The sequence below is a fragment of the Actinomadura violacea genome (assembly GCF_017573465.1).
GTDB lineage: Bacteria > Actinomycetota > Actinomycetes > Streptosporangiales > Streptosporangiaceae > Spirillospora > Spirillospora violacea.
The window spans coordinates 58052-76359 of sequence record NZ_JAGEPF010000004.1 but is presented as its reverse complement, the minus strand read 5'-3'; the positions used below and the strand labels follow the sequence as shown (position 1 = coordinate 76359).

16 protein-coding genes are annotated in these 18308 nt (G+C 74.7%); 5 read left to right on the top strand and 11 right to left on the bottom strand.

Features of this window, described 5'->3' with window-relative positions; translation table 11 throughout:
• Positions 1–8: 8 nt before the first annotated feature.
• Positions 9–905 carry a ribokinase gene (locus tag J4709_RS06365; RefSeq protein WP_208237970.1) on the top strand — a complete coding sequence of 299 codons (897 nt, stop codon included), beginning with the start codon at positions 9–11 and terminating at the stop codon, positions 903–905.
• Positions 906–977: 72 nt separating this feature from the next.
• Here J4709_RS06365 and J4709_RS06360 read toward each other — a convergent pair whose 3' ends face one another.
• Positions 978–1406 (bottom strand): PH domain-containing protein, encoded by a 429-nt coding sequence (locus tag J4709_RS06360; protein ID WP_208237968.1) that lies wholly within the window; start codon positions 1404–1406, stop codon positions 978–980.
• An 87-nt stretch (positions 1407–1493) separates the two neighbouring features.
• Between J4709_RS06360 and J4709_RS06355 the strand changes: the two genes are divergently transcribed.
• On the top strand, positions 1494–2423 hold the full coding sequence (locus J4709_RS06355; RefSeq protein WP_208237966.1) for a Ppx/GppA family phosphatase: 930 nt from the start codon (positions 1494–1496) through the stop codon (positions 2421–2423).
• A 9-nt stretch (positions 2424–2432) separates the two neighbouring features.
• On the opposite strand, the gene J4709_RS06350 is transcribed toward J4709_RS06355, so the two are convergent.
• The 4 genes from J4709_RS06350 to imuA' all read right to left on the bottom strand — a co-directional run bounded on the left by J4709_RS06350 (position 2433) and on the right by imuA' (position 10337).
• Entirely contained in the window at positions 2433–4475 is a 2043-nt protein-coding gene (locus J4709_RS06350) for a protein kinase domain-containing protein (protein WP_208237965.1), read from the bottom strand.
• Positions 4476–4597: 122 nt separating this feature from the next.
• Positions 4598–7867, bottom strand: a complete 3270-nt coding sequence (locus tag J4709_RS06345; protein ID WP_208237963.1) for an error-prone DNA polymerase — start codon at positions 7865–7867, stop codon at positions 4598–4600.
• A 104-nt stretch (positions 7868–7971) separates the two neighbouring features.
• Positions 7972–9531, bottom strand: coding sequence for a DNA polymerase Y family protein (locus J4709_RS06340; RefSeq protein ID WP_208237956.1), 1560 nt, complete (start codon positions 9529–9531; stop codon positions 7972–7974).
• Positions 9528–10337, bottom strand: coding sequence for a DnaE2-dependent mutagenesis accessory factor ImuA' (imuA', locus tag J4709_RS06335; protein WP_208237954.1), 810 nt, complete (start codon positions 10335–10337; stop codon positions 9528–9530). Before imuA' ends, J4709_RS06340 begins: the two co-directional genes overlap by 4 nt.
• A 158-nt stretch (positions 10338–10495) precedes the next feature.
• Between imuA' and mtnA the strand changes: the two genes are divergently transcribed.
• Positions 10496–11533 (top strand): S-methyl-5-thioribose-1-phosphate isomerase, encoded by a 1038-nt coding sequence (gene mtnA / locus J4709_RS06330; protein WP_208237952.1) that lies wholly within the window; start codon positions 10496–10498, stop codon positions 11531–11533.
• On the opposite strand, the gene J4709_RS06325 is transcribed toward mtnA, so the two are convergent.
• The 4 genes from J4709_RS06325 to J4709_RS06310 form a co-directional block, all read right to left on the bottom strand.
• Positions 11530–12828 (bottom strand): serine hydrolase domain-containing protein, encoded by a 1299-nt coding sequence (locus J4709_RS06325; protein ID WP_208237950.1) that lies wholly within the window; start codon positions 12826–12828, stop codon positions 11530–11532. The two genes, mtnA and J4709_RS06325, sit on opposite strands and share 4 nt — an antisense overlap.
• A gap of 129 nt (positions 12829–12957) precedes the next feature.
• Complete coding sequence (locus J4709_RS06320) at positions 12958–14130, bottom strand: aldose epimerase family protein (RefSeq protein ID WP_208237948.1); 1173 nt, start codon at positions 14128–14130, stop codon at positions 12958–12960.
• Positions 14131–14138: 8 nt separating this feature from the next.
• Positions 14139–16259 (bottom strand): M28 family peptidase, encoded by a 2121-nt coding sequence (locus J4709_RS06315; RefSeq protein ID WP_208237947.1) that lies wholly within the window; start codon positions 16257–16259, stop codon positions 14139–14141.
• A 242-nt stretch (positions 16260–16501) separates the two neighbouring features.
• Positions 16502–16855: a hypothetical protein gene (locus J4709_RS06310; protein WP_208238551.1), complete on the bottom strand. Its 354-nt coding sequence runs from the start codon at positions 16853–16855 to the stop codon at positions 16502–16504.
• Here J4709_RS06310 and J4709_RS06305 point away from each other — a divergent pair.
• Positions 16821–16961, top strand: a complete 141-nt coding sequence (locus tag J4709_RS06305; RefSeq protein WP_208238502.1) for a DUF397 domain-containing protein — start codon at positions 16821–16823, stop codon at positions 16959–16961. The genes J4709_RS06310 and J4709_RS06305 overlap by 35 nt on opposite strands.
• Positions 16962–16999: 38 nt before the next feature.
• On the opposite strand, the gene J4709_RS06300 is transcribed toward J4709_RS06305, so the two are convergent.
• Entirely contained in the window at positions 17000–17155 is a 156-nt protein-coding gene (locus tag J4709_RS06300) for a hypothetical protein (protein ID WP_208237945.1), read from the bottom strand.
• Positions 17156–17209: 54 nt separating this feature from the next.
• Here J4709_RS06300 and J4709_RS06295 point away from each other — a divergent pair, with 54 nt between their 5' ends.
• Entirely contained in the window at positions 17210–17347 is a 138-nt protein-coding gene (locus J4709_RS06295) for a hypothetical protein (RefSeq protein WP_208237943.1), read from the top strand.
• Positions 17348–17366: 19 nt separating this feature from the next.
• On the opposite strand, the gene J4709_RS06290 is transcribed toward J4709_RS06295, so the two are convergent.
• On the bottom strand, positions 17367–18197 hold the full coding sequence (locus tag J4709_RS06290; RefSeq protein ID WP_208237941.1) for a TIGR03619 family F420-dependent LLM class oxidoreductase: 831 nt from the start codon (positions 18195–18197) through the stop codon (positions 17367–17369).
• Positions 18198–18308: the final 111 nt, after the last annotated feature.

Genomic DNA, 18308 nt, shown 5'->3' with positions numbered 1-18308 from the left:
GGCACGCCGTGCCGGAGAAGTACGACGTCGTCGTGGTCGGCTCGGTCAACGCGGACCTGGTGGTCGGCGTCGACCGGCGGCCGGACCCGGGGGAGACCGTCCTCGGCTCCGACCTCGCCACCCACCCGGGCGGCAAGGGCGCCAACCAGGCGGTCGCCGCCGCCCGGCTCGGCGGCCGGGTCGGGATCGTCGGCCGCGTCGGCGACGACGGGCACGGCGCGCTGCTGCGCGACGCGCTCGCCGGCGCCGGCGTCGACCTCGCGCACCTGGCGGTCACGCCGGGCCCGAGCGGCGTCGCGCTGATCACCGTCGGCCCGGACGGCGACAACAGCATCATCGTCTCGCCCGGCGCGAACGCCCGGCTCACCCCGGACGACGTCGCCGCGGCCCGCGACATGATCGCCGCCGCGTCCGTGGTGACGTTCCAGCTCGAGGTGCCGATGCCCGCGATCGAGGCCGCCGCCCGCGCGGCGGCCTCGGCGGGCGCCCGCGTCGTGCTGAACCTGTCGCCGACGGCGCCCGTCCCCGCCGGCGTCCTCGCGCTCTGCGACCCCCTCGTCGTCAACGAGCACGAGGCCGCCTACCTGCTCGGCGGCACCGCCGGACCCGAGGAGACGGCCGGGGCGCTGCTGCGCTCCGGCCCCCGCTCGGCCGTGATCACCCTCGGCGCCGACGGCGTCGTCGTCGCCGACGCCGAGGGCACCACCGCGATCGCCTCCCCGAAGGTGGACGCGGTCGACACCACCGGCGCCGGCGACGCGTTCACCGCCGCGCTCTGCCTGCGCCTCGCCCGCGGCGACTCGCTGCGCGACGCCGCCCGCTACGCCACCCGCGTCGGCGCCGCCGCCGTCCGCCGCCCCGGCGCCCAGACCTCCTACCCCACCCCCGACGACCTCCCCGCCTGACGTCCACTTGCGGCGTGTCGGCCTTAAGACCGCCTTCTTAAGGCCGACACGCCGCAAGTGAACGTGGTTCGGTCAGCGGGTGGTGCGGGCTCTGAGGTGGTAGAGGGCGTCCGCTACGTCGTGGACGTCGGCGCCGAGGTCGAAGGCGCTGAACAGGTGCAGGTCGTCGGCGGTCTCGATCTCCAGCAGCCGGGTGTGCAGCAGCAGCCGGCGCCGCTCGTCCACCCGGATCGCGGTCACCGCCTCCCACGGGACGCGGCGGTGCCCCGCGTACCCGGTGACGACCGTGACGCCGTCGCGGTCGGCGGCCACCCGGACGGGCGCCAGCAGGTCGCGCAGCGCGACGGCCGCGAGGCCGAGCGCCGCGACGCCCGCCAGCAGCAGCCGCTCCGAGTCGCCGCCGCTCAGCGCGGCCAGCGCCGCGACCGCGGCGGCGGCCGCGCACTTGGCCACGACGACCTTGGGCGGCACCCGCCAGCGCCGCGCCTCCTGCCCGTCCATGCGCCCCACCGTAGTGCCACGGGTGTTCTGTTCCGTGAAGGGCGGTCTGGCGGTCTCGCCGCGCGGGTGTCCGATACCGTCGAGGACATGCGACTCGGCGTGCTGGACGTGGGCTCGAACACGGTGCACCTGCTGGTGGTGGACGCCCATCAGGGGGCGCGGCCGATCCCCGCGTTCTCCCACAAGGCGGAGCTGCGCCTCGCCGCGCACCTGGAGGACGGCGACCGCCTCTCCGAGCGGGGCGAGCGGCTGCTGCGCGAGTTCGTCGACGAGGCCCTGCAGGTCGCCGAGGACAAGGGCGTCGAGGACCTGGTCGCGTTCGCCACCTCCGCCGTCCGCGACGCCGCCAACGGCGAGGAGGTCCTCGACCGGATCCGGGCGGAGAAGCGGGTCGGCATCGACGTGCTGTCCGGCGAGGACGAGGCGCGGCTGACGTTCCTCGCCGTCCGCCGCTGGTTCGGCTGGTCGTCGGGGCGGCTGCTGGTCGTCGACATCGGCGGCGGCTCCCTGGAGATCGCGTCCGGCATCGACGAGGAGCCGGACGCGGCGTTCTCGCTGCCGCTCGGCGCGGGCCGCCTGACCCGCGACTGGTTCACCGCGGACCCGCCGCCCGCCGACGAGGTCCGCGCGCTGCGCCGGCACGTCCGCGCGGAGATCGCCCGGCACGTCGGCGAGGTGTCCCGGTACGGGCCCGCCGACCACGCGGTGGCGACGTCCAAGACGTTCCGGCAGCTGGCCCGGATCGCGGGGGCGGCGCCCTCGGCCGATGGACCGTACCAGCGGCGCGTCCTGCAGGACGCCGACCTCACCGACTGGACCGAGAAGCTCGCGAAGCTGACGTCCGCCGAGCGCGCGGAGCTGCCCGGGGTGTCGGAGTCGCGGGCGCCGCAGCTGCTCGCCGGCGCGATCGTGGCGGACGCGGCCATGGACCTGTTCGAGCTGAAGGAGCTGGAGATCTGCCCGTGGGCGCTCCGCGAGGGCGTGATCCTGCGCCGCCTGGACTCCCTGGCCGGCTGACCTCCCTGTCTACGACCAGTTCGGGTGGCCGAGGGTGTGCCCGGCCGGGGTGATGACGCGGTCGTCGGTACCGTCGGCGCGGATGGCGTGGATCACGGGTTCGCCGACCGGGCCGCGGACGTAGCAGATCCAGCGGCCGTTGCCCGACCAGCCCGGGTCCATGTCGTGCTGGGCGCCGCTGGTGAGCGCGTGCGCGTTCGAGCCGTCCGCGTTCATCACCCAGATGCCGCTGAGCGCGGAGGTCCCGTGCGTGTAGGCGATCTTCGAGCCGTCCGGCGACCATTCCGGGTCCACCGAGCGGACGCCGTCCTTGGTCAGCCGCGTCCACGGCCGGGACGGGTGCTCGGGGTCGAGGGTGTAGATCTGCTCGGCGCCGTCCTTGCGGCTCCAGAAGACGATCTTCCCGGTGGACGACCACATCGGGTCGTCCTTCGCCGAGCCGTCGTCGGTCAGCCGGGTGACGGTGCGGCCCGCGAGGGTGATCGTGGAGATCTGGCGGGTGCCGCCGGTGCCGCTCATGTAGGCCAGGCGGGTGCCGTCGGGTGACCAGGTGACGCGCCCGCCGGCGATGTCGGTGACCTTCTGCGGGCCGGTGCCGTCGGCGTTCATCACCCATGCGGAGTCGGTCCCGTCGGCCGAGCGGCTGAACGCGATGTGCTTGCCGTCCGGTGACCGCTCCGGGAGCGTGTCGCAGGCCGGCCCGCCGACGAGCGTGCGGGGGGCGGCGGCGCCGGGCGTGTAGGTGCCGATGTCGGCGTGGCAGTCCTTCGGCCAGCCGCGCGCGGTGTCGATCCGGACGAGCATCGGCCCGGCCGGGAGCCCGCCCGCGGCGGTGTCTCCGGTGCCGGATCCGCCGTGGTGCCCGCTCGGGCGGGTGAGCAGGTACGCGCCGCCGGCCGCGGCCGCGGCGACCACCAGCGCGGCGGCCGCCGCCGCGATCAGCGGCTTGCGCCGGTCGCGCCGCGCGGGAACCGGCGCGATCTCGTGGGACGGCAGGGTGTCGGCGTGCGGGATCTGCTGCCGGCGTTCGCTCGAGAGTGTCGGCCCGGCCGGTGCGTTCGCGGGCGCGGTCGCCGGGTGCGGCACCGGTCCGGCGCCGCCCGGGTCCCGGGACGTGACGCCGGGGTCGCGGGACGTGACGTCCGGGCGCGGGACGGGCGGGGTCGTCCACGACGCGCCGAGCGTGTGCGACACGGCGGCCTCGCCGGCGCCGCCGACCAGCTCCAGCAGCAGGTCGCGGGCGCTCGGCCGCCGCTCCGGGTCCTTGCGCAGCGCGGCTTGGACGACTCCGGCCAGCGCGTCCGGCACCGCCCCGATCTCGGGTTCGGCGTGCACCGCGCGGGCCGCGAGGATCTCGAAGGAGCCCTGCCCGAACGGGTTGCGGCCGGTCGCGGCGAAGGCGACCAGGCAGCCCCACGCGAACACGTCCACCGCGGTGGTGACGCGCTGCGCGGTGATCTGCTCGGGCGCGAACCAGCCGGGGGTGCCGACGACCTGCCCGGTCCGGGTGTGCGAGGACGCCGCGTCCAGCGCCCGCGCGATGCCGAAGTCGATCACGCGGGGGCCGGAGATGGACAGCAGCACGTTGCTGGGCTTGAGGTCGCGGTGCACGAGGCCCGCGCTGTGGATCGCGACCAGCGCGGCGGCGACGCCGACCGCGACGCCGTGCAGCATCCCCGGCGACAGCGGCCCGGTGCCGGTGACGTGGTCGAGCAGCGAGGGCCCCTCGATGTACTCGGTGACCAGGTAGGCGAGGCCGAGGTCGGTCCCGTGCTCCAGCACCTGCGCGGTGCAGAACGACGCGACCCGCTCGGCGTGCGCGGCCTCGTCGTGGAAGCGGGCGAGGAACATCCGGTCGCCGGCGAGGTCGGGGCGGACGACCTTCACCGCGACGGCCCGCCCGCCGGGGTCGCGGCCGAGGTAGACCGCGCCCATCCCGCCCTCGCCGATCCGGGCCTCGATGCGGTACCGGCCGACCTGCACCGGGTCGTCCGGACCCAGCTCGCGGGGTGCCGGCGCGGGGCCCCGTGGTTGCGACCGTGGGCTCTCCATCGGCGCTCTGCCTTTCGCCGGAGCCGCGCCTTGGCGGCCGCCCCGCGGCGGCACGCGACCCTCTCCGTGACAACGATGACACATATGGGACGCGCCCGGCAGTGCCCGCGTTCGGCCCGCGCTCAGTGGAAGTTGCGGGCGCGGACCTTGCCGGGGACGGGGAGGCGGCGCAGCCGGGTGGCGCGGACGTTGGCGACGCCGTCGGCGCGTTCGAGGCGCCCGCCGACCAGCAGCGCCTGCGAGTCGACGGCGAGGCCCCGGTACCGCTGGAAGACCTGCGGCGGGCAGACGACGTTGATGATGCCGGTCTCGTCCTCCAGCGTCATGAAGACGATGCCGCCGGCGGTCGGGGGGCGCTGCCGGTGGGTGACCAGGCCCGCGACGACGACGTTGGTGTCGGCCGGCGTCCTCGCCAGCCGCTCGGACGACAGGGCGCCGAGTTCGTCGAGCGCGCCGCGGACGTGCGCGACGGGGTGGGTGTGGGAGACGCCGGTGGCCCACAGGTCGGCGAGGGTCTCCTCGATCGGCGTCATCGGCGGCAGCGCGGGGGCGGCCGCGCCGGGCGTGACGCCTTCGAGCTGCCCGGGGCCGGTGCCGGCGAGCGCGCCCGCCGCCCACAGCGCCTCGCGCCGCGTCATGCCGAGGCTCTCGAACGCGCCGGCGGTCGCGAGCGCCTCCAGCGCGGCCGCCGGCAGGGGGACGCGCCGGGCCAGGTCCTCCATGCTCGTGTAGGGCCGTCCGGCGGCGATCAGTTCGGCGGTGTCGTCGCCGAGGTTGCGGATGCCGGTGAGGCCGGCGCGGATCGCGGGCTGCGGCGCGGCGGGCGCGTGCGGATGGTCCGACGTCACCTCGATGGGCTCCTCCAGCGTCGGATGCACGTCGCTGGCGTTGATGTCGACGCCGCGGACGACGACGCCGTGCCGCCGCGCGTCCGCCAGCAGCGACTGCGAGCTGTAGAACCCCATCGGCTGGTTGCGGACGAGCGCCGCCGTGAACGCGGCGGGGAAGTGCCGCTTCAGCCAGGCGCTCGCGTACACCAGGTGCGCGAAGCTCTGCGCGTGCGACTCGGGGAACCCGAACCCGGTGAAGCCGAGGATCTTCTCGTAGACGCTCTCGGCGATGGCGGCGGGGACGCCGCGCTCGGCCATCCCGTCCAGCAGCCGCTTGCGGAGCCGCTCGACGCGTTCGGGCGCGCGTTTGGCGCCCATCGCCTGCCGGAGCTGGTCGGCCTCGTTCGGGGTGAAGCCCGCGCAGTCCACGGCGAGCTGCATCATCTGCTCCTGGAACAGCGGGACGCCGAGCGTGCGGCGCAGCGCCGGCTCCATCAGCGGGTGCGGGCAGGCGGCCGGTTCGAGGCCCTTGCGGCGCCGCAGGTACGGGTGGACGGACCCGCCCTGGATCGGGCCGGGGCGGATCAGCGCGACCTCGACCACCAGGTCGTAGAACTCGCGCGGGCGCAGCCGCGGCAGCGTCGCCATCTGCGCGCGGGACTCGACCTGGAACACCCCGACGGTGTCGGCGTCGCACAGCATGTCGTAGACCTCGGGGTCCTCCGGCGGGATCGACTGGAGGTCGTGCCGCGGCCCGTGGTGCTCGGCGACCAGGTCGAAGCAGTCGTGCAGGGCTGCGAGCATGCCGAGGCCGAGCAGGTCGAACTTCACCAGGCCGGCCGCCGCGCAGTCGTCCTTGTCCCATTGCAGGACGCTGCGGTTCGGCATCGTCGCCCATTCGATCGGGCAGATCTCGCCGACGGGGCGGTCCGCGATGACCATGCCGCCGGAGTGGATGCCGAGGTGGCGGGGGAGCGTCAGCATCCGGTTCGCCAGCTCCATGACGGGCGCGGGGATGTCGGTCTCGGTGCCGACCGGGTCGCGCGGGTCGATGCTCTTGGACCACGCGTCCTGCTGGCCGGGGGAGAAACCGAGCGCGCGCGCAGCGTCCCGGACGGCCATGCGCGGCCGGTAGCTGATGACGTTCGCGACCTGCGCCGTGCACTGCCGCCCGTACTTGTTGTAGACGTACTGGATGGCCTCCTCGCGGCGCTTGTGCTCGATGTCGAGGTCGATGTCCGGCGGGCCGTCGCGTCCCGGGGACAGGAACCGCTCGAACAGCAGCCCGTGCCGGACGGCGTCGACCCCGGTGATGCCGAGCGCGTAGCAGACCGCCGAGTTCGCCGCCGACCCGCGCCCCTGGCACAGGATCCCCTCGTTCCGGCAGAACTCGACGATGTCGTGGACGATCAGGAAGTAGCCGGGGAACTTGAGCTGCTCGATGACGTCCAGCTCCTTGGCGATCTGCGCGTACGCGCCCGCGACCCGCTCGGCCTCCGGCGGCCCGTACCGCTTCAGCGCGCCCTCCTTCACCAGGTGCCGCAGCCAGGACGCCTCGCTGTGGCCGTCCGGGACGGGCCAGTCGGGCAGGCGCGGCGCGACCACGTCGAACCCGAACCGGCACTCGCGGCCCAGCTCCACCGTCCGTTCGAGGACACCGGGGAAGCGTGCGAGGCGCTGGGCCATCTCCGCGCCGCTGCGCGGGTGCGCGGTGCCGCCCGCGGGCAGCCACCCGACCATGTCGTCCATGCCGCGGCGCGCCCGCACCGCCGCCATCGCCTGCGCGAGCCGCGCGTCGGCGCCCGGCGCGGCGAAGTGCACGTTGTTGGACGCGACGGCGTCCACGCCGACGCGTGCGGCCAGCTCGAACAGCACGTCGTTGCGCTCGTCGTCGTCCGGCTGGTCGTGGTCGACCAGCTCCACGAACACGTTCTCGCGGCCGAACATCTCCACCATCCGCCGCAGTTCCCGCTCCGCCGCGTCGGGGCCGCCGGACTCCAGCGCGGCCGGAACCGGGCCCTTCCGGCACCCGGTCAGCACCGCCCAGTGGCCGTCGTGGGCCTCGGCGAGGGCGTCCAGGTCGTACACCGGACGGCCCTTGCGCCCGCCCGCGAGCTGCGCCCCGGTGATCGCCGAGCAGAGCCGCGCGTAGCCCTCCGGCCCTCGCGCGAGGACCAGCAGATGCCGGCCCGCCGGGTCGGGTTCGCCGGTCTGCGGGCCCGGCAGCCCGAGGCTCAGCTCGGAGCCGAACACCGTCTCGATGCCCGCCTCGTGCGCCGCCTGCGCGAACTGGACCGCCCCGTACATCCCGTCGTGGTCGGTGATCGCCATCGTCTCGACGCCGAGCCGCGCCGCCTCCGCGACCAGCGCGTCCGGGGAGCTGGCGCCGTCGAGGAAGCTGAACGACGAATGGACGTGCAGCTCCGCCCACGGCACGCCGCCCTCCGCGCGGCGCGGCGCCTCCGGCTCGTCCGGCGCCTCCTGCGGGGCCCGCCCGCCGGGCCGCCACGACAGCTTCTCCTCGAACTCCCGCCACGAGATCGGCGGATTATGCCAACCCACGAAGCCCCCCGCCCTCGCCCGCCCCCCACGTTGACTTGCGGCGTGTCGGCCTTAAAAGCCGCCGTTTAAGGCCGACACGCCGCAAGTCAACGAGAGGGGGGCGGCTAGTCATAGGTCGCCTCCACGTGCCAGTGGCCGTGCTCGACGGCCAGGAGGTAGGCGGCGCCGGTCTCGGTGACGACCTGGAACCGGGCGCGGCGGCGCGCCTTCTCCGGGTCCCACCAGCGCTCGTCGGCCGGCCATGGGCCCGTCCAGCCGGTCACCGCCGCCGGACGGCCGCCGACCAGCAGTGCGGCGGGCGGCGCCGACACCGCGCACCGCGCCGACACCACGACCGGCTCCCCGTCCGCGTCGAGAAGCCGCGCCTCGGGCGCCGCCACCGGCACGACGGCGGGCGCGGGCGCGGTCAGCCGCCCCGGCCACGGCCCGTCCGGGAGGTTCGCCGGCGGCAGGTCGCCGACCGGCACCCGGACGACCTGCTCGCCCGGCCCGCGCCCGCCCGCCAGCACCGGACGGGTGATCGCGCCGTGCCCGAGCAGCCCCTGGATCCGGTCGGCGGCGCGGGCGATGCGGTCGGTGACGGCGGTCCGGCCCCACAGCGCCTCCTGTCGCCCGCCGTCCGGGACGAGCTGGTCGGGCGCCAGCTCCAGCCACGTCACGCCGCCCCACACGGCCTCCTCTTCGGCGGGCGCCTCGATGCCCTCCGGGTCGGTGCCGGCGGCCGGGCGGCCGTCCCGCCACGCCGACAGCTGCCACCGCACCCGCTCGGCGACGGCCAGCGACGACAGCCGCCCGTCGTGCCGCCACAGCCGCCGCAGGACGTGCCCGTCGGCGAACCCCGCCTCGACCTCAAGCCGCACGCACGAGAGGCCGCCCGCCGCCAGGCCCGCGTGCAGCTCGTCGGCCAGCCGCTTCGCCGCGAACACCACCTGCTCGGCGTGCTCGGCGGGCGGGTCGAACGCCGCGCGGACCGACAGGTCCGCCGCCGCCCGGACGGGCGCGATCGGGCGGGGCTCCTCGCCGCGCGCCAGCCGGTGCGCCAGCGCCCCGTCCGTGCCGAACCGGCCCGCGACGTGCCCGGACGGCAGGTCCGCGAACGCGCCGAGCGTCCTGACGCCGAGGCGCGCCAGCAGGTCGGCCAGCTCCGGGCGGTCGAGCACCGACAGCGGGTACGGCGCGAGGAACGCCGCCGCGCCGCCCTCCGGCACGACCACGCCGCCCTGCCCGGCGCGCGCGGCGAGCTCGGCGGCGAACAGCCCGTCCGCGATCCCGGACCCGCAGTCGTGTCCGGCCTCGACGACCGTGTCCTGCACCAGGACCCGCAGCGCCTCCTCGCCGCCGTAGAACCGCGCCGGTCCGCGCGCCGCGATCGCGCACAGCCCGGGCCGCACCACCTCGACGCGCGGCGCCAGTTCCGCGACCGCCTCGACGACCGCCTCGAACAGCCGCCCTTCCGCGTCGGTGTCGCGCTCGCGCACGACCAGGCCGGGGCACCGGCGCTGCGCGTCCCGCAGCTTCTGCCCGCGCCGGACGCCCTCGGCCCGCGCCGCCGCCGAGCAGGCCGCGATCCGCCCCTGGACCACCGCGGCCCCGGCCGTCCCGGCGTCCACCCCGACGGCCGTCACGGGCCAGTCCGGGCACCACACCGCCAGCACCCGCGTCACGCGATCCCCTTCCCGCCGGCGTGCGCCGGGTCCATGGCCTGTGCCGGTAGCGCGCGGACGGCGGCCGGTGCGCCGTCGCGGCGGGTGTGGACGGGCGCGCCGTCCCGCACCGCGGCCGGCGGGACGATCTCCAGCGGCGGCCGCACCGGCTCGGCGGGCCGGACGCCGCCGTCGGCGGCGGGCAGCCACAGGTCCGCGCGGCGGCCCCGGCCCGGGGCGTCGCGGCCTTCGGCGACGACCCGGGCGCGGCGGCCGCGCAGCCGCCCGTGCCCGTCGCCGACGCCCTCCCAGGCGACGGCGTCCAGCCGCAGGCGCAGCCGGACGCCCGGCCAGTCGCGGGCGAACGGGCCGGTCAGGGTGAGGACGCAGCCGTGCTTGCGGGCGAGCGCCGACAGCCGGCGGACGGCGGCGGCGCCGGGCCGCTCCGGCGGGCACAGCAGCACCAGCTCGACCGCCTCGGCGAGCGCGGCGACGACGTCGGGCCAGCGGTCGCCGGGGTCGTCGACGAGCAGCAGCCGCTCGGGTTCGGCGCCCATCCCGGCGGCGGCGACGACGCCGAACGACGGGACGCCGACGATCCCGCACCAGCCGCCCTCGCCGTCGGCGCCGCCGTGCCGGGAGACGCCCGCGACGAGCGCGAGGGCCAGCGAGGCCGCGCCGGGGCCGTCGAGCCCGACGGCCGAGCCGGGGCGCAGCCCGCCGGGCACCACCGGGCGCAGCGCGTGCAGCACGGGGACCGCGCGGGCGGGCGGCGCGGACGCGTGCTCCAGCGACCTCGCCAGGTCCCGCAGCGCCGCCTCCGGCACGGTCGTCCCTCCTCTCGGCCCCTCCCCATAATTTCGAACACAGGTTCGACTCGTGTCAAGTTACCGCAGGTCACGGTATGGATGTCCGGGGCGGCTCCGGGCGGCGAAAAGCCTTGCCGGGTACGGCTTCACGCCGTCCGGCGGGCAGAATGGGCGGTATGACCGACGACGTGCGGACCGTGGAGTGGGCCGGGGACGGGCTGCGGCTGCTGGATCAGACCGTGCTGCCCGGGCGCGTCGAGCATGTGGTGGTGCGCGACGTCGACGCCCTCGTGGACGCGATCCGGCGGCTGGTGGTGCGCGGCGCGCCCGCGCTCGGCGTGGCCGGCGCGTTCGGCGTCGCCATCGCGATGCTCCAGGCCGAGCGCGAGGGCTGGGACGACGCGGCGCGCGACGCGGCGATCGCACGGGTCCGCGAGGCACGTCCGACCGCGGTGAACCTCGCGGCAGGTGTCGACCGGGCCGCCCCGCTGGCCGCCAAGGGCGTGGACGCGGTGGTCGCCGAGGCGCAGGCCCTCCTGGACGAGGACATCCGCAACAACCGGGCCATCGGCGCGTTCGGCGCCGACTGGATCACGGCGCGCGCGCAGGACCGCCCCTTGCGCATCCTCACGCACTGCAACGCGGGCGCTCTCGCGACCGCCGGCTGGGGGACGGCCCTCGGCGTCGTCCGGGAACTGCACGACCGCGGCCGTGTCGAGACGGTCTACGCCGACGAGACGCGCCCGCTGCTGCAGGGCGCCCGCCTCACGGCCTGGGAGCTGGTCCGCGCCGGGATCCGGTGCCTGGTGCAGGCGGACGGCGCCGCGCCGGGGGCGATCCTGCGCGGGATGGTGGACGTCGCGATCATCGGCGCCGACCGGATCGCCGCCAACGGCGACACCGCCAACAAGGTCGGCTCGGTGGGCGTCGCGCTGGCGTGCGCGGCGGCGGGCGTCCCCTTCGTGGTCGCCGCGCCGTGGAGCACCGTGGACCTGTCGCTCGCGTCCGGCGACCTGATCCCGATCGAGGAGCGCGACCCGGGCGAGGTGCTGGCCTGGGGCGGCGTCCGGACGGCCCCGGACGGCGCCGGCGCGTCCAACCCCGCCTTCGACGTCACCCCCGCCCGCCTGGTGACCGCGCTGGTCACCGAGACGGGCGTGCTGGAGGTGGCGGCCGGGGAGACGCCCGGGGGGTCCCGCCGCCCGGCTGGCTAGAAGTAGTTGCCGAACAGGTCCACGGAGGGCCAGCCGCTCAGCCCGTTCGCGACCGTGTGCAGCGGGGCGCTGAAGGCGTCGTAGCTGTAGGCGAGGCCGGACGGGTCGTCGCGCTGGTCGAACAGCAGGGCCCATGTCACGCCGTCGTAGCGGCGCGTCACGATCGTGCTCGTCCCGGGGTCGGAGCCGTCGTGCCAGGTGTTGCGGCCGCCCGTGACGTCCCTGGCGAACCAGCCGAAGCCGTAGTAGGAGCCGCCGGAGTTCAGCCCCGTCTCGGGCTTGGCGAAGACCGAGGCGATGGACGCGGAGTTCAGCACGCTCGTGCCGCCGTCGAAGATCTCGGTGAACCGGACGTAGTCGACGGCCGAGGCGAGCCATCCGCCCATCGCCGTGCGGTTCTCCACGTTGTAGCCGCCGTAGGGGGTGGGCACGGTCGTCCCCGCCGCGTCGAACACCGACGGACCCGTGTACTGCGAGAAGTACGGGACCTCGCCGGGCGCGCGGTCCTTCTGGAGGGACTTGCCGGGCCGCATGCGCGTGATGCCGACCGGGGCCAGGACCTTCTGCTGGACGTAGGAGGCGTAGGACGTCCCCGACACCTTCTCCACGATCTGGCCGAGGAGCAGGTAGCCGTAGTTGCTGTAGGCGTAGGTGGTGCCGGGGTCGTGGTCGAGCTTCCATCCCGCCCCGTAGCGGACCATGTCCTCCTTCGTGACGGGGAGGGGCACGCCGAGCAGCGCGGCCATGCTGCGGTCCTTGGTGGTCGGGTCGCCGGAGATGTTGCGGTCCCAGCCGCCGAGGTGCTGGAGCAGCCGCCGGACGGTGACCTGCCCGAGGCGCGGGTCCAGCGACCCGCCGGCCGGGGGCGTCAGCGTCAGCAGGCTCGTCACGGGCGCGTCCAGGCTGAGCTTCCCGGCCTGGACCAGCGTCATGACGGCGGTGGCGGTGACGGCCTTGCTCAGGCTCGCGAGCCGGAACAGGGAGGTCGGCTGGACGCTCAGCGAGGCGTCGTCGCTCCAGCTGTAGCCGCGCGCCAGCACGAGCTTCCCCTTGCGCATGACGGCGAGCGCCCCGGCGGGGATGTTGCGGGCCTGCATGAGGGTCTTGACGGCCGAGTCGAAGCCGCCGAGGCCCGACCCGGCGGCTCCCGTGACGCGCCACGTCCGCGCCGCCGCGGCGGTCCGCGCCGCCTGCCGGGTCTCGGTCGCGCAGCCGCCCGCCAGGGCGGGCGCCGTGAGACCGAGCCCGGTGAGCCCCATCATCTTGCCGAAGTCACGCCGGCTGAGCCGATCCACCGGTCCCCCTGCTCGTCCCGCTTCATGATCATCGGCACTGTAGCGTGATCATGGTGGTTCGCGGGGTCATATGGGGATCTGGTGGGCGGCCGGGGCCGCGCGGTCCGCGGGCCGCGCGGCCCCGCCGGATCAGCGGGCCGAGAACCGGTAGACGGTGCTCGCGTCGAACGCCTGGCCGGGGCGCAGCACGGTGGACGGGAAGCCCGGCTGGTTGGGGGAGTCGGGGAAGTGCTGGGTCTCCAGCGCGAACCCGTCGCCCTGCCGGTAGGCGTGGCCGCCGGTGCCGACGAGCGTCCCGTCCAGGAAGTTGCCGGAGTAGAACTGCACGCCGGGCTGCGTCGTGCTGATCTCCAGGATCCGCCCGGAGCGCGGCTCGGTGACCCGGGCCGCCTCGGTCATCTCGCCGGGCCGCCGCTGGTTCAGCACGAAGTTGTGGTCGTAGCCCTGCCCGATGAGCAGCTGCGGGTCGTCGTCGCGGATCCGCTCGCCGATGGCGTGCGGCCGGGTGAAGTCGAACGGCGTGCCCTTCACCGGCACGATCTTCCCGGTCGGGATCTGGGTGGTGTCGGTCGGCGTGTACCGGGCCGCGTTGATCCGCAGGCGCTGCCCGTAGACGTCGCCCGTCCCCTCGCCGGCGAGGTTGAAGTAGGAGTGGTTGGTGAGGTTGACGACCGTCGCCTTGTCGGTCGTGGCGTGGTAGTCGACGCGGAACCGGCCGTCGGTGCCGAGCGTGTAGGTGACGGTCGTCTTGAGCGTGCCGGGGTAGTGCTCCTCGCCGTCCGCGCTGGTGTAGTCGAGCCGCAGCGCGACGCTGCCGCCGTGCTTGATGGGCTGCGCCTTCCACACCTTGGTGTTGAAGCCCTTGAGGCCGCCGTGCAGGCTGTTCGGGCCGTTGTTGATGGCTAGCTGGTAGGTCTTGCCGTCGAGGGTGAACCGCCCCTTGGCGATCCGGTTGGCGTAGCGGCCGATGAGCGCGCCGAAGTACGGGCCGCCGTTCTTGTCGACGTAGTCCTTCAGCGTCCGGAAGCCGAGGACGATGTCGGCCTCGCGGCCGTGCCGGTCCGGCGTCTCCAGGGTCTGGACGATCCCGCCGTAGGTGAGGATCCGCACGCGGACGCCGTGGCCGTTGGTGAGGGTGTACCGGTCGACCTTCGTGCCGTCCGCGAGCGTGCCGAACGGCTCCTTCGAGATGGACGGGGCCGTGCCGCCGTTGCGGGACGGCGCCGCGCCCGCCGGGACGGCGGCGGCCACCAGCGCTGAACCGGTGACGGCCGCCGCGGCGAGCGAGAGAACGCGTTTCATGGGTTCTCCTAGGGGGCGAGGGTGCGAGTGGCCGCGCGCAGGGAGGCGTACAGGCGCGCCTCATAGGACTTCGCGGTCGCCGGGTCGTTCTGCAGGAACAGGGCGTCGTTCAGGCCGGGGAGCCGTTGCGTGGCGTAGCCGGTGTCCATGCCGGGCGCGTAGATCTGGTGCCGGTACCAGGGACGGCCCGGCAGACCCGACTGGGTCAGCAGATCGCGCTCGTCCTGCATGAGCTTGGCGTTCAGCCGCCGGAACTCCGCCGTGTCGCCCTTGCCGAGGGCCTGCTGCGCGCGCGCCTGTAACGCGTCCGCGGCCTTCTGCCACGCCTTGGCCTGGTCGATGTCGCGCGAGACGTCCACGACCACCTTGCCGAGCTGCTTGCGCTGCTGGTCGGCGAACGCGGAAAGGTACTGGGCGGTCTCCGCCGCGTAGGGGGAGTAGCGCATCGCGATGACGTCCGCGTCGGCCAGCCGTAGCGTCGCGATCCCGACGAGCCGCGACATCGCCGCGTGGTACTCCCAGGTCGGGTCGCCGAAGTGCGACATCCAGTAGAAGTCGTCGCACGAGCAGTGGTAGTTGCCGGACGACCCCGTCGAGGACGAGCCGAGATTCATCGCGGGCACGCCGTAGCGCTGGAAGAACGTCTGGAAGTCCGAGCCGCCGCCGATCCGGTCGATCGGTGTCTGCCCGCCGTTCTGCGCCTTCCACGCGTCGTAGGCCGTCCCGCTGGTGCCGGGCCAGCCGACCTCCTTGGCCGCGTCGATGACGGACTGGTCCAGCGCGGGCGTCGCGGCGGCGCCGAAGTCCGAGCCGCCCGCGCCGTCCATGTTCACGTACGCGACGGCGTTGCGGAGCCGTTCGGCCTGCTGCTCGGCGTACTCGGTGGAGCCGAACAGGCCGTACTCCTCGCCGTCCCAGGTGGCGAGGACGACCGTCCGCTTGGGCCGCCAGCCCTGCTTGAGCAGCGTGCCGAGCGCGCGGCCGATCTGCAGGACGTTCTCCGCGCCGGACAGGTTGTCGTCGCTGCCGTACGCCCACGCGTCGTGGTGCCCGCCGAGCACGACCTGCTGGTCGGGATGCTCGCTGCCCGGGATCGTCACCGTGACGTCCCACAGCTTGCGGACCTGGAAGGTGTTCTTCAGGTCCAGGTGCGCCTTCGTGCCGCCGGGGCCGACGCGGTAGGTGAACGGCAGGCCGCCCTGCCAGTCCTTCGGCGCCTGCGCGCCGGTCAGCGAGCGCAGCAGCGGCTCGGCGGCGCCGTAGGAGATCGGCAGCGTCGGGACGAGCCCCTGCAGCATCGGCGCCTGCGACGGCTTGAGGCGGCGCGCGTTCGGCGAGTCGTCCGACCAGCCGGGCGTCAGCGGGTCGCCGGACGCCAGCTGGATCTGCGCGACGCTGCCGCGCTGGATGCCGTCGGGCGCGCGCCACGGGCCGTCCGGGTACACCGCGCCCTTGGTGAACCCGTCGTCGGCCGGGTCGGAGTAGATCAGCACGCCCTTGGCGCCGTACCGGGCGGCGTCGCGCGGCTTGATGCCGCGGAACACCGCGCCGTACCGAACGAGGGCGATCTTGCCCTTGACCGAGACGCCGGCCTTCTGGAGCTGCTCGAAGTCCTGCGGGCGGCCGTAGTTGGCGTAGACGACCTCGCCCTGCACGTCCCCGGACGGCGACAGCCCGTTGTGCGCGGGGATGACCTCGTCCCAGTGCCGCTGCCAGGGCCGCCGCTTCTCCTTGACGGGCAGCGCCGCGCGCTGCGGCGCGGTCATCTGCAGGCTGACCTTCTTCGGCAGCGACGTGTACGCGTAATACGTCTTGACCTGCGGTTTCAGGCCGTACGACCGGAACCGCCGGACGATCCGCTGCACGCGGTGCCAGTCGCCGGTCGTCGTGGTGACGGCGGGCTCGCTGGACAGCTCGGCGTCGAGCGAGCGGGCCTCCTTCGGGGACGGGATGGCGCTGAACGCCTTCTCGTACTGGCGCTGCCAGCGGGAGCTCTGCGCGGTGAAACCGGCGATTGGATCGTTCCCGCCCGGTTGCGCGGTGGCGGGTGCGGCGTCGAGGGCGGCGGCTGCGAGAGTGACGGCGGCGGCGCTCAGGGCCGCCAGTGCCGGGGTTCGGGAGCGGAACACCAGCGATACCTCCCAGTACGTGCGGTACGGGTGCGCCCGGAACGTACGTCGCGATCAACGGAAGATCCAGAACCGCTGCCGGATCCGGCCACGCCCCCGGCCGTCAAGATCACTTCCCGACCCCGGTGATCTGCATGTTCCGTTTTCGATCAAGAAACCCGCCCCCGCCCACCCCGCCGCACCCCGTTGACTTGCGGCGTGTCGGCCTTATAACGCGGTTCTTAAGGCCGACACGCCGCAAGTCAACGCATCCGGTGATGGGTGCGGCGGACGGCGTAGGCGGCGAGGACGTCCGCGACGCCGTGCAGCGTCCGGCAGTCGGAGGTGCCGCAGCCCCGGCAGATCTCGTCGCCGCGCGGACCGGCGCCGGGCCGGTGCGCCGACAGCATGCAGGTCAGTGCGGCCGTGCACGCGAGCACCAGCCGCTGCGCCTCGCGCACGAACTCCCGGCTGTAGGGGGCGAGGGGGCCGTCGCCCAGGGAGAGGAGGACGGTGTCGATCGTGCGGGCATCGGCGCGCATCGCGGCCGTCATCACCGAATGGACGCGCTGGTGGACCTGGATGTGCGCCCAGGTCGCCCACTCCTTGGACGGCATGGTCGGCGTCCGCGATTCGAAGGCGCTCCCTGCGGCTCCGATCCTGGAGTTCACCTGTGAGGAATGGGCGGCGTTCCTCGCCCGCGTCCGGAACCCGGCCTCCTGAGCGACCCGGCCTGAAGTGAGCGGCGTGCCCGGGCGTCGCTACTCCTCATGCTCCGCGGCCGGGGTGGCGGCGTGGTCGGTGGTCGGCCAGGCCGCCGTCGCGGTGTCGGCGACGCGCTGGAGCGGCCCGCGTAGATGTCGGCGCGGATGCTCGCGGCGATCGCGGCCTTGGCCCGGGGTGCGCGTGCTGCTCATCTCCTGCTCGCCCACCGTGCGGGCGGCGGCATCGAGGCCAGCTACGGACCGATCATGGAAGGACTCGCCGCGCGGCGCACCGTCGTCGGGGTCGCCGGGATCCCCGCCGGGCACCTGCCGTTCGCCGAACGCCCCGAGCAGTGGCTGAAGATCATCGTCGACTTCCTCGACCGGCCGGCCGCCGCTCGTTGACCTGCGGCGTCGTGCGGGGTCACGCGGCTCGGGCGTGGAAGGCGGCCAGCGTCTGCTGGTCCTGTTCAGGGGTGCGGATCTGCTCCGGGGTGCCGGGGTAGGTGTCCAGCAGCAGGTGCGTGGCTCCGAGTTCGGCGAACTCCTCGGCCTGTCGCAGAGCGCGGTCCACGTCGTCCAACCGGATGCGGGGGGCCAGCGCCGGCATCGGACGTCCGGCCTCCTCCGCGGCCTTGCGCAGGGCGGGCAGCCCTTCGGTGCGGAGCCACTGCGGGGTGACGTTGATGGGATGCCAGGCGTCGCCGAACCGCGCGACGCGGCGCAGCGCGCCCGGCGCATGCCCGCCCACCCAGATCGGCGGGTGCGGCGTCTGCACGGGGTGCGGGCGCGGATCGACCGTCTCGCCGCCGTAGGAGACCGCATCCTGCGTCCAGGACTCCACCAGCACGTCCAGGTACCGGTCGGCCAGCGCTCCCCGCTGCTCGAACGGCACTCCCAGCGCGGCGTACTCCCGCCGCGCCCAGCCGACGCCCACGCCCAGGATGAGGCGCCCACCGCTGAGCCGGTCCAGGTTGGCGGTGATCCGCGCGAGCTGCAGCGGATGCCGGTAGGGCAGGACGGCGACGGTCGTGCCCAGCCCGATCCGATCCGTCGTCGCGGCCAGCCACGCCAGCGTGGTGAACGGGTCGTAGAACGGCGCCGGGTACTGCTCGGCGACGTCGGGGGCGACCGCGACATGGTCGGAGACCATCGCGAAGTCGAACCCGGTGCTCTCGGCGAACCGGGCCCAGCCCGCCAGCGCCGCCGGGGTCGCGTGGGGACCGAAGTTGAGGATGTTGACGCCGAGTCGCATGATCATGAATAACGCGCCGGTCCCGTCCCGCTGTTCCCGGCGGCCCGGGACGGGGTCCGAGGGGCGCGGCTGACGTGATCAAGGGATCGGGTCGGGACGGTGCCGGGAATC

Coding starts and splice junctions, on each gene's coding strand:
- J4709_RS06360 (WP_208237968.1), bottom strand. CDS start 1,406: ATGGACGGGCAGGAGGCGCGGCGCTGGCGGGTGCCGCCCAAGGTCGTC.
- J4709_RS06355 (WP_208237966.1), top strand. CDS start 1,494: ATGCGACTCGGCGTGCTGGACGTGGGCTCGAACACGGTGCACCTGCTG.
- J4709_RS06350 (WP_208237965.1), bottom strand. CDS start 4,475: ATGGAGAGCCCACGGTCGCAACCACGGGGCCCCGCGCCGGCACCCCGC.
- mtnA (WP_208237952.1), top strand. CDS start 10,496: ATGACCGACGACGTGCGGACCGTGGAGTGGGCCGGGGACGGGCTGCGG.
- J4709_RS06320 (WP_208237948.1), bottom strand. CDS start 14,130: ATGAAACGCGTTCTCTCGCTCGCCGCGGCGGCCGTCACCGGTTCAGCG.
- J4709_RS06305 (WP_208238502.1), top strand. CDS start 16,821: ATGTGCGCCCAGGTCGCCCACTCCTTGGACGGCATGGTCGGCGTCCGC.
- J4709_RS06310 (WP_208238551.1), bottom strand. CDS start 16,855: ATGCCGTCCAAGGAGTGGGCGACCTGGGCGCACATCCAGGTCCACCAG.
- J4709_RS06300 (WP_208237945.1), bottom strand. CDS start 17,155: ATGAGCAGCACGCGCACCCCGGGCCAAGGCCGCGATCGCCGCGAGCAT.
- J4709_RS06295 (WP_208237943.1), top strand. CDS start 17,210: ATGGAAGGACTCGCCGCGCGGCGCACCGTCGTCGGGGTCGCCGGGATC.
- J4709_RS06290 (WP_208237941.1), bottom strand. CDS start 18,197: ATGCGACTCGGCGTCAACATCCTCAACTTCGGTCCCCACGCGACCCCG.